14 protein-coding genes are annotated in these 13351 nt (G+C 43.5%); 4 read left to right on the top strand and 10 right to left on the bottom strand.

Features of this window, described 5'->3' with window-relative positions; all coding sequences use genetic code 11:
- A partial coding sequence (locus tag PHP90_RS11670; protein WP_299930030.1) for a J domain-containing protein occupies positions 1-622 on the bottom strand: 622 nt, incomplete at its 3' end.
- A 52-nt stretch (positions 623-674) separates the two neighbouring features.
- Positions 675-1523 (bottom strand): N-carbamoylputrescine amidase, encoded by an 849-nt coding sequence (gene aguB / locus PHP90_RS11665; RefSeq protein WP_299930028.1) that lies wholly within the window; start codon positions 1521-1523, stop codon positions 675-677.
- A 143-nt stretch (positions 1524-1666) separates the two neighbouring features.
- On the opposite strand from aguB, the gene PHP90_RS11660 reads away from it, so the two are divergent.
- Positions 1667-2413: a flagellin gene (locus PHP90_RS11660; protein ID WP_299930026.1), complete on the top strand. Its 747-nt coding sequence runs from the start codon at positions 1667-1669 to the stop codon at positions 2411-2413.
- A 105-nt stretch (positions 2414-2518) separates the two neighbouring features.
- Here PHP90_RS11660 and argS read toward each other — a convergent pair whose 3' ends face one another.
- From argS to PHP90_RS11640, 4 genes are all read right to left on the bottom strand, one after another.
- Entirely contained in the window at positions 2519-4099 is a 1581-nt protein-coding gene (gene argS / locus PHP90_RS11655) for an arginine--tRNA ligase (RefSeq protein WP_299930024.1), read from the bottom strand.
- A 3-nt stretch (positions 4100-4102) separates the two neighbouring features.
- Positions 4103-4360 carry a twin-arginine translocase TatA/TatE family subunit gene (locus PHP90_RS11650; protein WP_299930022.1) on the bottom strand — a complete coding sequence of 86 codons (258 nt, stop codon included), beginning with the start codon at positions 4358-4360 and terminating at the stop codon, positions 4103-4105.
- 84 nt (positions 4361-4444) lie between these two features.
- Positions 4445-5068 (bottom strand): guanylate kinase, encoded by a 624-nt coding sequence (gene gmk / locus PHP90_RS11645; protein ID WP_299930021.1) that lies wholly within the window; start codon positions 5066-5068, stop codon positions 4445-4447.
- Complete coding sequence (locus PHP90_RS11640) at positions 5065-6564, bottom strand: hypothetical protein (RefSeq protein WP_299930019.1); 1500 nt, start codon at positions 6562-6564, stop codon at positions 5065-5067. Before PHP90_RS11640 ends, gmk begins: the two co-directional genes overlap by 4 nt.
- Positions 6565-6641: 77 nt before the next feature.
- Between PHP90_RS11640 and PHP90_RS11635 the strand changes: the two genes are divergently transcribed.
- Positions 6642-7121 (top strand): hypothetical protein, encoded by a 480-nt coding sequence (locus tag PHP90_RS11635; RefSeq protein WP_299930017.1) that lies wholly within the window; start codon positions 6642-6644, stop codon positions 7119-7121.
- On the opposite strand, the gene fliR is transcribed toward PHP90_RS11635, so the two are convergent.
- The 4 genes from fliR to rpsB form a co-directional block, all read right to left on the bottom strand.
- The gene (gene fliR, locus PHP90_RS11630) at positions 7113-7877 is read right to left on the bottom strand and encodes a flagellar biosynthetic protein FliR (protein WP_299930015.1); all 765 of its coding nucleotides are present in this window, start codon (positions 7875-7877) and stop codon (positions 7113-7115) included. The genes PHP90_RS11635 and fliR overlap by 9 nt on opposite strands.
- Positions 7878-7881: 4 nt before the next feature.
- On the bottom strand, positions 7882-8523 hold the full coding sequence (locus PHP90_RS11625) for an ABC transporter ATP-binding protein (protein ID WP_299930013.1): 642 nt from the start codon (positions 8521-8523) through the stop codon (positions 7882-7884).
- An 89-nt stretch (positions 8524-8612) separates the two neighbouring features.
- Entirely contained in the window at positions 8613-9680 is a 1068-nt protein-coding gene (tsf, locus tag PHP90_RS11620) for a translation elongation factor Ts (protein ID WP_299930011.1), read from the bottom strand.
- A 2-nt stretch (positions 9681-9682) separates the two neighbouring features.
- On the bottom strand, positions 9683-10465 hold the full coding sequence (rpsB, locus tag PHP90_RS11615) for a 30S ribosomal protein S2 (protein WP_299930009.1): 783 nt from the start codon (positions 10463-10465) through the stop codon (positions 9683-9685).
- A 304-nt stretch (positions 10466-10769) separates the two neighbouring features.
- On the opposite strand from rpsB, the gene PHP90_RS11610 reads away from it, so the two are divergent.
- Together PHP90_RS11610 and PHP90_RS11605 are read left to right on the top strand one after the other, a co-directional pair.
- The gene (locus tag PHP90_RS11610) at positions 10770-12308 is read left to right on the top strand and encodes a DUF3373 family protein (RefSeq protein ID WP_299930006.1); all 1539 of its coding nucleotides are present in this window, start codon (positions 10770-10772) and stop codon (positions 12306-12308) included.
- 121 nt (positions 12309-12429) lie between these two features.
- Positions 12430-13351: DUF3373 family protein (locus PHP90_RS11605; RefSeq protein ID WP_299930003.1), on the top strand; the 922-nt coding region annotated here is incomplete at its 3' end.

Genomic DNA, 13351 nt, shown 5'->3' with positions numbered 1-13351 from the left:
TTTCAAAAATCGCATGATAACGGATCATCTTGTCAATCGCATCGTTTCCATATCCCCATCCGCGGTAATTGCCGTACAGTCTGCTCATAAACGCATCGTCGTAACGATAGTTGATGACAAAATGGAGTACCTCGCGACGGTTAAGGGTTTTTTCGAGACGTGCTTTGGCAAGTGAAGATGAAACATCGATATAAAGATCCGTCGAAGTGGAGTTAACTAACAGTGTAGAGAGCTGCTGCTTGAGATAACGCATTACCCAGAGGTTAGGAGTCAAAAGAGAAATTTTTACCCGGTCCGGTCCATAGGCATAGAGTTCAACGTCTACTTTTTCACTTTTGCGATACGGAACTTCGATACGGACAGCCGCCGTTTTACATCGCTTGAGGGATCGGCTGTAAAAAGAGCCGGAAAGCTCATTTACCTTGGTATATTGCTTGCTGAGACTCTCTAAAAATTCCTCTTTTTGATCCGCAGAATTTTCGTTATTCAATACCAATACGCCGTTATCCAAAAACAGCGTGTTATGGATGTGATGGTCGAAGAATTCCTCCATCCACGGCTCTTCGAGGGTTTTAGAACTCCCTTGGACGAAGATAGCGTTATTGCGTAACACAACTTTCATGGAAACCCCCGTTAGTGAATCATTACTTCACTAAAGCAAAAGGAGTTCCACCTTAGGGTTGTACAATCTCTTTGTAACACTCCGGCCGACGATCTCGGATTAATCCCCAATAGTGACGATGCTCACGAATCGAAGCGGGGTCAAATTCACTGTAAAGTATCTCTTCGCGGTCTCGTGAAGCTTCGGCAACCTTTGCACCCGTATGATCGGTGATGAACGAGCTGCCGTAAAATGTGAGGGTACAGCTCTCCCCAACTTCTTCACCGATACGATTTGCAGCGATAACTGGGATGATATTTGCCGCGGAGTGTCCCATCTGTACCCGCTGCCAGTGCGACGCCGAGTCAACACCGATCTCCGGTTCAGAACCAATAGCCGTAGGGTAAAAAATCATATCCGCGCCCATCAGGGTAAGACAACGTGCCGTTTCAGGGAACCATTGATCCCAGCAAATGCCGACTCCAACATTTCCGTAACGGGTTTTCCACACTTTGAAGCCCGTATCCCCTGGCTCAAAATAAAATTTCTCTTCGTATCCCGGACCGTCAGGGATATGGGTTTTACGGTAGTTTTCCATCACGGTACCATCCGTATCAATCATGACAAGAGAGTTAAAATAGCGTTCACCGTCACGCTCGAAATAGCTGAGCGGCAGTACGACACCGAGTTCTTTGGCCAAAGCGCTAAAGTGTCCGACGAGTGGATTATTTTGAAGCGGTTGAGCCCACTCAAAATATTTAGTATCCATATCTTTGCAAAAATAGTACCCCTCGAACAGTTCAGGGATCAATATAATATTGGCTCCTTTTGCTGCCGCTTCACGTACCATTGTTTCCGCTTTGAGAATATTAGAAGCTTTATCCCCGCTCATTTGCATCTGTATCGCCGCAACTTTAACCATTCCCTACTCCTGTAGCATTTCACATTTCGCAATTATAGCATTGCTGCATTACACCTCGTACACTATCTACTCATAAGATGTTATTCTGTTTTAATCTATTCAGTGATATTCTAATAAAATTAGAGATGAAAAAGGAGGAAACTATGAAATTAGAACCCCAATTCAATCCGTTACCGCAGATCAATTCTGAAGTAAGCAAGCGTGATAAAACGCTTGAAAAAGTGGCCGCTGCCCAACAATTGAGCATGGAAGACAGTGCTTCACGCTTGCTTGCATCCATGCTGCAAAGTGACATGTCCGGTATGTCAGAAGGACTTGCAAACGCAACGAGCGGAATTGCGATGATGCAAATAACCGACGGTACGCTCAGCAGTCTCAGTGATCAAACACAAACACTCAATGATCTCAGTGTACGCTACAACAATGCTGCTCTTAACGACTCTCAAAAACAAGCGCTTCAAAGCGAATTTAGCCGCACCGTTTCGTCTATGCAGCAAAGCATCGACAGTACCAGTTTTAACGGAAAGGCGTTGTTTGGCAGTAACCCATCTTTTTCATTAGGCAATTCAACCATTTCGGCTTCTATTCCGAACCTTTCACCGTCATCTCTCTCGATCGATAATCAAGACGGTATCCAAAAATACAGCGATTCTTTAGCGCAAGCTAGATCTGATATCGGTTCGACTACAAACGGCCTGATCAGTGCATCTAATAATCTTTTTGGACAAATAAGCGCAACCTCGGCAGCTAAAAGTCAGATGGCTGATACAGATATCGCAAAAGCAATCAGTGATTTTCAAGAGAGTAACGCCAAACTCACTATCGCACAAATAGCAATAGTCCATCAAAACGATACATTGCGTCAAACGATAGGAAGATTGTTAGGATAAGAAAAGAAAGGAGTTCTGCCCTGAAAGGGCAAGCTTTAGTGCCATAGCGGCCAGCGTAGCCAAAGGGATGCATTCCTTTGGCGTTCAAAATAAAATAGATCGGAATTACATCCGGTCTTTAGCTTGGATTCCCAGTAGAGAGAGTCCGGTTTTAATAGAGAGTGCGACGACCAAAAGAAGCTTAAGCAATTTTGCTTCGTCTTCCGTACCGATAATACGGGTGTCATAGTAAAACTTATGCAGTCTTCCGGCTAAAACTTTTAGATAATCCGGTACTTTTTGCGCTTGACGTGATTCAAATGCATCTTCGATAATCTCAGGTAATAGCAGAGCCTCAAACAACAATCCGTCCGCATCCGCACTCAAACCGTGTAAATGAGAACTCATAATCTCATCCATACTCTTTTCACTTTTAGAGATCAGTGTTTGAATACGTGCATGCGCATACTGGATGTAGTAGATCGGGTTCGAGCTGTCCTGGCGCTTGAGTTCTTCGATATCGAACTCAAGGGCAGTATCGCATTTTTTAGAAGCGAACATAAAACGCAATGCTTCAGCACCGATCTCTTCGACAACATCGCTCATCAAAATGACGGTTCCGGCACGTTTGGACATTTTAAACGGTTCGCCGTCTTTAAGCAAACTGACCATCTGTGAAAGGAGAACTTCCAACTTGGAAGAATCGTAACCCAAAAAGCTAATCGCCGCTTTGACACGGGCGATATATCCGTGATGATCCGCTCCCCAGATATTGATGTAGTCGTCATACCCGCGTTCGAACTTTTGATTATGGTAGATGATATCACCGGCGAGATAGGTTGGACGTCCGTCTTCACGAACAACAACGCGGTCATGGTCATCACCGAGGTCAGACGAACGAATAAACGTTTTTCCTTCGTTTTGGTAAACGCCCTCTCCCATTTTTGCCATAACACGATCCCACTCGTTATAAAGAGACGCTTCACCGACGAACGTATCGAAATGGACGTTTATCGCAGCCAAATCCTCAACGATAAGGGCCAAAATTTTGTCTTTTGCCCACAGTGCCAACTCTTTTTGACGGCTCTCATCACGCAGTGCTTCTTCGCCGAAAAGTGTTACTACCTCTTTAGCCAAATCACTGAGATACTCGCCGCGGTAGTATTTTTCAGGCCATTCAACGCTCTCACCCAAAAGTGAACTGCGCCCTTCGAGTTGCAAAGAGACTCCGAGCAAATCAATTTGATTACCCGCATCGTTAACGTAATACTCTGCCGTAATATCGTAACCCAAATGACGTCCGAGACGTAACATCGTATCGCCGTACACCGCGCCGCGGGCATGACCGATATGAAGTGGTCCTGTCGGATTGGCACTGACGAATTCGAGAAGAATGGAGCCTTTTTTATCACTGCTGCCGAACTGGTCACCGTGGCTCAATGCCCATGAGGCATACTCATCCAAAAACGATTCGGAAAGACGGAAATTGATATATCCTTTTACCGATTCCACGGCAGAAAACATTTCACTTTCATTGAACGATGTTGCAATCTCTTCGGCAATTGCCATCGGAGACTTCCGAAGTTCTTTGGCTAATGAAAAAGCAATGGGGGTTGCAAAGTGACCGAAAGAGCGATCTTTCGGCTTTTCGAGGATAACATCACAATTAAATTTATCGCGCAACAGCGCATTGACTCGCTGTTTCAATGGTTACGCTTGTTTAACGTGATCGTTAGGGGTTTCTACGATAGTTGCTGTAGAAGAAGACTCTACTTGCTTAGGTGCATCAACCGTTTCAGTAGTTTTTGCCTGTGTCGGCGGCGGTGCTTCATCGTCTTTCATCTCTTTTTTAAAACTGCGGATCCCTTGACCCAAACCTTTTGCGAGATCAGGAATTTTTTTCGCACCGAAAAGCAATACGACTATCCCGAAAATTAATAATAATTCAGATCCACTTGGCATTGCCATTGAGGTAGTTCCTTTACTGGAAGATTAAGCAAACATTATAACGCCGCTTTGCTGTAACCGTCCTTATGAGATTTGAGTGCATTTCTATGCGTTGGCTTCCCATGTTTGGACAAATTCATTAATCTGCAAAGTCGGGATTTTCATCCGTGCTGCTTTGGCAATCGAAATCAGAACATCCGCTGCTTCATCCAAATTATCATTAACTACTAAAAAATCGTATTCGCTGATACGCTGAACTTCCCGTTTCGCCATCTCGATCCGCTTGTGTATCACCTCTTCACTATCCGTTGAACGGCTGTGCAAACGTCGTTTTAACTCTTCAAGTGTTGGGGTCGTAATAAATACCGATGTCGTAATATCGCTGAGGCGGTTTTGAACTGCATCGTGTCCTTGGACATCGATATCAAAAATTACCAATTTCCCCTCTTTGAGCGCATTTTTTACCGCACCTAACGAGGTCCCGTAGTAATTCCCGTGCACGACGGCATATTCCAGGAACATCTCTTCTTCAATCTCTCGCTTAAATTCCTCTACACTGACAAAGTGATAGTGAATTCCATCAACTTCCCCTTCTCGCATCGGGCGAGTCGTTGTTGATATTGAAAAATAAGTGGGGCCGATCTGATCAATAATTTTCGCTACCAACGAACTTTTCCCTGCTCCGCTTGGACCGGATAATACTAATATGGCTCCGCTTTGTCGATTCACTTTTCATTCCCAAAATTGATATTGATACTGATATTAAGCCCTTTAAGCGATTTTGCCACTTCTTCATTGGAAAGAGCTTTCAAGAGTGCCTGTAGTGCTTCCACCCCTTCGGCATGGGACACTTCATTGCTTTCACTCACGTTATCGGATACCGCTACTAAAGACTCAACAGGGGTTTCTTCTTCACACGTTGTCTCTTCAGGTATAAACAACTCCTCATCTTCAACCTCATCCGGTTCAGGTAAATCCTCTACCTCTTCACCGATAGCGAGTTTGAGCTCACGTTCGTCGAGCATATCCAATTCATCCAATCCGCCCAGTTGATCATCTTCGTCCACATCCGGAAGTTTTAGCTCTTCAAGGATACTCTCATCAAGCGGCATATCAAAGTCTTCTGCGTCTATTTCCTCATCCAAGGTATCACTTTCCATGTTGTTCACAGCACTTTGAATCTGTGCCTCTAAATCATCCAACCCTTCATCGTCCAACAACATAAGATCATCTTCACTCATCTCCGAACCGGCATCTTCTTCATCCGAAGCTGTTGTTTCGGGAGTAGAAATCAGTTCATCTTCAAAATCAAAATCTTCATTATCCGCGAGGGACTCAATTTCACCGAATCCTTCACTCATGTCGAGATCGTCTTCTGTAAGATTCATCTCATCAAGTTCTTCCATCTCTCCATCGGCAGATGCTACTGTACCTAATTCATCCAAACTGCCTAGATCATCTTCTTCTTCAAAACTCATTTCATCGAGTTCTTCTAGCGTGTTAGCCGGTTCTAGTGCACCTATTTCATCCGTAATGCTGAGCTTGTCTTCTGTCAGGTTAATCTCATTTGATTCATCTATCCCGCTTAGGGTTATCTCATCATCCAAATCCCAATCATCGCTTTCGGTATCGTCCAACAATCCCTGAACTTCTTGAACCTCTTCTTTGTCCAAAATAGCCGTCCCCAAGGTGTCCTCATTTAATGTATCCAGTTCAATTCCGTCATTGAATTCTAACTCTTCTCCCAAATCATCCAATTCATTTAAATCAAAAGAATCAAATGAATTTTCTTCTTCGTCTGCCAAATCAGGAAGGCTCTCTTCTAGATTAATAGCATGTACCTGGGATTCTTCTTTGATCGGAGTTTCGGCAAAAACGATTTCCGGCTTATTTCCAGAGGTCTCTGAAAATTTCTTCTCGATTTGGATGAACATATCGACCAAATCAGTCGGGAGAAACGGTTTGTTGATGACGTTGTCAAATCCAGCCGGAACCGCTTTCCCGCGTGTTGCCATGAGCAAAGCACTTCTGAAGGTAATATGTTCTTTTAACGATTCAAACATCTCATCGCTGTAGAGCGCGTCATCAATAATGACTAAATCATATCCGCTCTCTTCGACTTCATCCACCGACCAAATAACACTCAAATCGTCTTTCGTTTTTTGTGCACTGAGAGCCACCAGCTTTCGGACAACCGGATTATCGTTAAAAAGCAAAATTTTCATGATCGTTCAGACCCCTTTTAACCCGCTCTTGTTCTGTCAAAAGCTTCATGGTATCATTGTAACTAAAAAAAAATTAAATGATAAAACTTCTTTGGCTTCTTTTCACCTTCACTCTCCTTTATAGCAAGGAGAGTGTATATCTTTTCCCCGACCAACACAGCTATTGTGTCCATCAACTGACTCAGGCTCTAAAAAATACTTCGGAACGCATTCTTGTCATATCACCCTCATTTAATCACGCTGAATTGAAAAAAGGGATTTTAGAGGCGGCAAAACATGGGAAAAAAGTCACTTTAGTCCTATATGATCTCCACAAAGATCCGCTCTCCATGGTTCAGTATGAGAATATTGATCTCTACCGTACATCTCACCCTTTTCATAGCAGTGCCTTTATCATCGACAATACCCTTGTCTGTACGTTTTCAGGTCCGATTGAAAAAGAGAATTTTTCGTCTACCCGCTCTAGTATTCGATGTAGTGATGAGCCAAAAAAAATCGAATGGATCCGCCGATCTCTCCAACCGCTCATCAACAGTGCAAAACCCTATTTAGAATAGCTTTTCAAGAAAATTGTACGCATCCTGAGTTTGCGAAGTAACAATCATAAGCGTAGCTCCCAATGTTGCCATCAGTACAAGAAATGAAATCGCGATTTTGATCGGCATCCCAATGACGAGAAGATTAAATTGCGGCATTGTTTTCATCAGCATCCCGAAAATAACATCCGCCAGCATTGAAAGTGCTGTAATCGGAAATGCAATCATAAACCCTACTACAAACATATTTGCCGCTGCATGAATGATGTATTTAAACAACGAGGGAGTTACCATAAACCCCCCCAAAGGGACAGTGCTGATTGAGGCAGAAGCGTATAAAAGAATCCAGTGATGCAAGTCAAAAATCAGTAGAATCATCAAAGCCATCAAAGATAAAAACTGATTAATAATCGGCATTGATACCCCCGATTGCGGATCGATAGCAGATGCCAGAGAGAACCCCATCATAAACGATATCTGCCCCCCTGCAAACGTAATGACGTTATACGCCAACTGCAATACCGTACCGATGGCAAGTCCAAATAACATTTCCCCTAAAATAGCGACTGTTAAACTAAGCGCATCGGTAGGAATGTTAAGCGGGGGAACAGCACCAAAAAAAACGATGGTAAAGAAAAAAGCCATCGCCGCTTTGATCGATATAGGAATATTGGCATGCGAAAATATCGGTACAGCCATAAATAAAGAACTAAAACGGACAAATAATAAAATAAAAGCGATGGTTCTACCTTCGCTAAATATTTGCGCCCATTCCATCCGATCAGATCTCTTTCAAATTACCGTTTTGCATACGGAAAATGTGCGTACAACGTGCGGCCAAAGCCTCATCATGTGTTACCAGAACCATTCCGGCTTTATGATCTTTCAGATAATCCTCAAAAATCTCCATCACTTCCACTGCAGTAGCGTGATCGAGATTACCGGTCGGCTCATCCGCAAAAATCAAACGGGGGTTTTTCGACATTACACGTGCGATCGATACCCGCTGCTGCTGACCTCCTGAGAGTTCCGTCACTTTTTGGTTGATCACCTGATCGATTCCCAGACGTTTTAACAATGAGGGATCAATTGTTTCACCGGAGAGAAGTGTGGCGACTTCGAGATTTTCATAGGCACTAAACCCTTTGAAAAGGTAATGGCTTTGGTAGATCATCCCTAAATCATTTCGGCGCAGTTTGACAAGTGTTTTATCATCCATTGTATAAATGTCATTTCCGAAAAGCTCTACTTTCCCTTGTTTTGGATGAAGAAGCGAGGAGAGGATATGCATCAGTGTTGATTTGCCGCTGCCGCTGACGCCGACGATGGCGATCGATTCTCCTGCCTCCAAATTTAGGGAAATATCATCAAAGAGCGGATAATCAAAGGAATGCGATAATGAGGTTGCTTTTAAAAGTGTCATGGGAGAATTATAAAGGAAATTAGATTAATAAAAAGGAAGAAAAGAGGGTTCCCGCCAAAGCGGGAATGAATATTGAAATTCGCTCTGGCTTACGCCATTTGAGCTGCGACTTCTTCTGCGAAGTTATCGACTTTTTTCTCTAAACCTTCACCGACTTCGTATTTGACGAATTCGACGATTTCAGCAGTACCGCCATGTTTAGCGGCCTCTTTTGTGATCGCTTCAGCAACTGTCATAGAATCATCCATAACGTAGTTTTGATCCAAAAGTGCAAGCTCTTTATCCAAAGTTGTGTTGTCCGCTACGAAACGAGCCAATTGACCAGGGATGATATTTGGCCAGATTTTTTCCGGTTTACCATCTGCCAACAATTTAGCTTTGATCGCTTCTTCAGCTGCTGCCATAACTTCAGGAGTCAATTGTGATGCTGAGATATATTGTGGAACGTTTTTCAACGGTTTTTTCAAACGCGCTAATTCTTCGTTCTCAGTTTTGATCGCTTCGATACGACCGATTGTTTCCGCTTCTACGAATTCAGGGTCGAAATCTTTCGATGTAAGGGTTGTCGGTTTCATTGCCGCAGCGTGCATTGCAATGTTTTTGAGCATCGGAGCCATTGCTTCGGCAACTTTTGTATCGCTACAAGTTGCTGCTACAAGAACACCTACACGGCCGTTAGAGTGAACGTAACCGTTAACGCATCCGTTTTCACCCGCATTGAGAGTTACAAAACGGCGAGTTACAATTTTTTCACCGATACGTGCTACTTGAGATGTAAAATACTCTGAGAATGTACCTGTTTCGTATGATGTTTCATTCAACTCTTCAACCGTGCTGACACCTGTACTAAATACGTGTGCTGCAGTGTTACCTACAAGTGTGATGAAACCGTCATTTTTTGCAACGAAATCGGTTTCAGAGTTAACTTCTACAAGTGAAGCTGACGCAAATGTTTCAGACACTTTAAGACCCAAAAGTCCCTCAGCCGCTACACGATCCGCTTTTTTAGCAGTTTGCGCCATACCACGGTCACGCAAAAATTCTTTTGCTTTTTCCATGTCGCCATCACACTCAGTGAGGGCTTTTTTACAATCCATCATCGGCGCATCAGTCGCCGTGCGGAGGTCTTTTACCATCGCTGCTGTAATTTCTGCCATGATTATGCTTCCTCTGCTACTACTGCTGCTTCTTCGCTAGCCGCTTCAACTGCAACTTCTTCAGATGCAACTTCTTCTTCCGCTACCGCTTCGTCGTTTCCGCCGTTGCGAAGTGCTTTACCTTCGTTGATCGCTTCTGCCATTTCTTTACAGAACAATTGGATAGAACGGATCGCATCGTCATTTCCAGGGATTGGAATGTCGATAACGTCCGGATCACAGTTAGTATCAAGTGGAGCAACAACTTGGATTCCAAGGTTACGTGCTTCTTGAACCGCGATGTGTTCTTTTACCGCATCGATAACGAACATCAAATCCGGCAAAGTTTTCATGTGACGGATACCGCCAAGGTATGCAATCAATTTGTCTTTTTGGCGATCCATCATCAACGCTTCTTTTTTAGTCAAAAGATTGATTTGTCCGTTTGCTTGCATCTCTTCGATGATATCAAGTTTGCGGATTGATTTTTGGATTGTAGGGAAGTTAGTCAACATTCCACCCAACCAACGGTTGTCAACGTATGGCATACCGCATTTTTCAGCTGCATCACGGATCGCAACACGAGCTTGTTTTTTAGTTCCTACAAAAAGAACTGTTTTACCTTCAGCCGCAGCATCAACAACTTGTTGATACGCATTGCGGAAATAACGCAATGTTTTTTGAAGATCGATGATATAGATATTTTTACGAACACCGAAAATGTATTTTTTCATTTTCGGATTCCAACGACGTGTTTGGTGACCGAAGTGTACACCACATTCGAGAAGGTCTTTCATTGTGACCATAAGGGACTCCTGATAGAGAAATATTGTGTTCTTCGTTTACTTGGGCGAGCGCAAACAGAGCCGATGAGACATCGGGTGCACGAGAACTGCGACAAACGCTTGCGATTTTTTTCTCACGTCAAAACGTTTAGAAGAGAGAAAATCGGGCGGATTATACTGAAATGGCACTTAATTTTAGCTGTGTTTAATATTGACATCTTCGTCACGTTTTTATCACACAAAAATTCCCTATTCAAATTACTTTTATATAATTTTTGTTAATATCAGTACCAGCAATGCATGGGCATTTAAATAAGGAGAAATAATGACACAACGAATCCTAGGTTCTGTTGTCGCTGCCGCGCTGCTTACTACAAGCGCATTCGCAGACGACACACTAATGCAACGGTTTGAAAAAATGGAAAAAGATATGGCGGCACTCAAAGCCGAGCTCAATGCCCTGAAAACAGAAAAGGCACAATCAGCAGCCAATACTCCGGCAGTTGAAAAAAGCGGTACAAAAATAGAAACTGCTTCTGCCGATGAGCCGAAAGATCTTGCCAAAACCGTTGAAGATCTCCAAGATGAAATCAGTGAAATCAACAAAAAAACAAACGGCAACAACCTAAAATTCGGAGTAGATTTCCGCTCCAGTATCGATAATCTGAACTATAAAATGGCCGATGGAAGCACTGAAAAAAACAATGCCGTCCTCAGCAACCGTTTATGGCTCAATATGAGTTACGCTGCAACAAAGAATCTCAGTTTTGTCGGCCAGCTCGCCTACAATAAAATCTTCGGACAGCGTTCGTTGAGTCCTGATAACCCACATAATTCCGACGGTTTTGACTGGGTAAGCGGAGAGAGTGCGTATGATGATACCCTTCGTGTCCGTTCCGCTTACTTTTTCTACACAGCCGATGAGCTCGCAGGACTTGATATTCCTTGGACATTCAGTATCGGGCGTCGCCCGTCAACTGAGGGTCACCTCATCAATTTCCGTGATGATGTCAGAGCGTCCTCTCCGCTGGCACATACAATCAATGTCGAATTTGACGGTGCAAGTGCAAAATTCGGAACCGAAGAGCTTACCGGACTGACCGGATCGTATTTTAAACTCTGTGCCGGTAGAGGGATGAGCAATGCAGAGCCGCGATTTAACCCCGCTCCTTATGCAGCAAGCAAAGACACAACAAACACTATCGATATGGGCGGAATTATCGTCGTCCCTTACGATGACAAACAATACAGCACCGGTTTTCAATATACCTATGCTAATAATTTGATCGATCAATCCACCCCGGGTGGTGCGATGGAAACCGTCGGAGGTCTCCATACAGCAACCGCGTTTGCAATGGTCAACGGTATCGGAGACGGATGGAGCGAGTTTTTGGATGATTCACTCATCTTTGTAAGCGGTGCTATGTCTAAAACCGATCCTTATGCCAACGGACAAGGAATGCTCGGTTCACAGGAGAGCAAAACCGGATACAGCTACTGGATCGGAACACAATTTCCATCCCTTATCAGCGATGAGGGACGATGGGGAGTTGAATTTAATCACGGCAGCCAATACTGGCGTCCGATCACCTATGGTGAAGATACTCTGATCGGTTCTAAAATCGCTGCTCGCGGAGATGCGTATGAAGTCTATTTCACAGAACCTCTAGTTGATGATATCCTGACTTTCCAACTCCGTTATACCTATATCAACTATAACTATAGCGGCAGCAACGGTTTCTTTGGACGTACAACCGGAACACCAATGAGTATGGATGATGCCAGATCATACGGGCCAACTGTTAGCAGTCAAGTCGTCGATTCCGCCCAAGACATCCGCGCCTATATCCGATATAAATTCTAAACCTTTAATATCTTCCCGCTTTTGCGGGAAAACCTCCGTTTACATTCGTTTATAACCTTATTCACATTTGTCTATCTAATATAAATTATTATTTCATGTTTAAATTCAACAAGGAAAAAACATGAAAAATAAAATTCTGAGCACGTTAGTTTCAACGTTGTTGGTTAGTGTAAACGTACAAGCCGACCAAACAGAACAACGGCTAAAAGTTATGGAAGAAGAAATAACTTCCCTGAAAGCTGAGCTTAACGCCAACAAAGCGAATCATAATACAAGTGACAATCTCAAATGGGGTGTTGATTTTCGTACATCCGTTGATAATCTTCAGTATAAAACCGCTGATGGCAAAACGGTAAAAAACGATGCATTGCTGAGCAATCGTTTATGGCTTAATATGGCTTATTCTCCTACGGATCATCTCCATTTCGGAGGGCAATTAGCCTATAACAAAATTTTTGGACAACGCAATATGTCAAATGGCGGAATGGACAGCTTTGACTGGGTCAGTTCTGAAACCCGTTATGACGATTCGCTTCATGTCCGTTCTGCCTATTTCAACTACGATGATGATCAATTTTTCGGCGCTCCCGTACCGTGGTCGTTTGGCATAGGACGTCGACCTTCTACCAACGGAAAACTCATCAGTTATCGGGAAGATGATGAATCAACATCGCCGTTAGGGCATATATCGAATGCCGAATTTGATGGCGGAAATATCAAATTCAAACTCTCCAAACTTACAGGATTAGAGGGCTCTTCCATAAAATTTGCGGCCGGACAAGGGATGAGCAATGTTCAACCCCATTTTAGTCCTACGCCGTATGCCGATTCCAGCTCAAGCGATACCGGAAACATCCGCATGTATGCTGTAAATATCGTCCCCTATCACAGCAAAAACATCGAAACGGAATTTCAATATACCCATGCCGATAATCTGATCGATATTACCAATGCAGGATTCGATCAATTCGGAAACTTTAACCCCGCAAATTACGATCCGTCTTTGCAAAGTGTCGGTTCGCTCCATCTTGCTTCGGCATTCG

The organism is Sulfuricurvum sp. (assembly GCF_028712165.1).
Taxonomy (GTDB): Bacteria; Campylobacterota; Campylobacteria; order Campylobacterales; family Sulfurimonadaceae; genus Sulfuricurvum.
The sequence above is the reverse complement of the archived record's forward strand: the minus strand, read 5'-3'. Positions and strand labels throughout refer to the sequence as shown.

Excerpts from the sequence above, each read along its gene's own strand:
- aguB (WP_299930028.1), bottom strand. The coding sequence starts at position 1,523 with ATGGTTAAAGTTGCGGCGATACAGATGCAAATGAGCGGGGATAAAGCT.
- PHP90_RS11660 (WP_299930026.1), top strand. The coding sequence starts at position 1,667 with ATGAAATTAGAACCCCAATTCAATCCGTTACCGCAGATCAATTCTGAA.
- PHP90_RS11650 (WP_299930022.1), bottom strand. The coding sequence starts at position 4,360 with ATGGCAATGCCAAGTGGATCTGAATTATTATTAATTTTCGGGATAGTC.
- PHP90_RS11640 (WP_299930019.1), bottom strand. The coding sequence starts at position 6,564 with ATGAAAATTTTGCTTTTTAACGATAATCCGGTTGTCCGAAAGCTGGTG.
- PHP90_RS11635 (WP_299930017.1), top strand. The coding sequence starts at position 6,642 with ATGATAAAACTTCTTTGGCTTCTTTTCACCTTCACTCTCCTTTATAGC.
- fliR (WP_299930015.1), bottom strand. The coding sequence starts at position 7,877 with ATGGAATGGGCGCAAATATTTAGCGAAGGTAGAACCATCGCTTTTATT.
- PHP90_RS11625 (WP_299930013.1), bottom strand. The coding sequence starts at position 8,523 with ATGACACTTTTAAAAGCAACCTCATTATCGCATTCCTTTGATTATCCG.
- tsf (WP_299930011.1), bottom strand. The coding sequence starts at position 9,680 with ATGGCAGAAATTACAGCAGCGATGGTAAAAGACCTCCGCACGGCGACT.
- rpsB (WP_299930009.1), bottom strand. The coding sequence starts at position 10,465 with ATGGTCACAATGAAAGACCTTCTCGAATGTGGTGTACACTTCGGTCAC.
- PHP90_RS11610 (WP_299930006.1), top strand. The coding sequence starts at position 10,770 with ATGACACAACGAATCCTAGGTTCTGTTGTCGCTGCCGCGCTGCTTACT.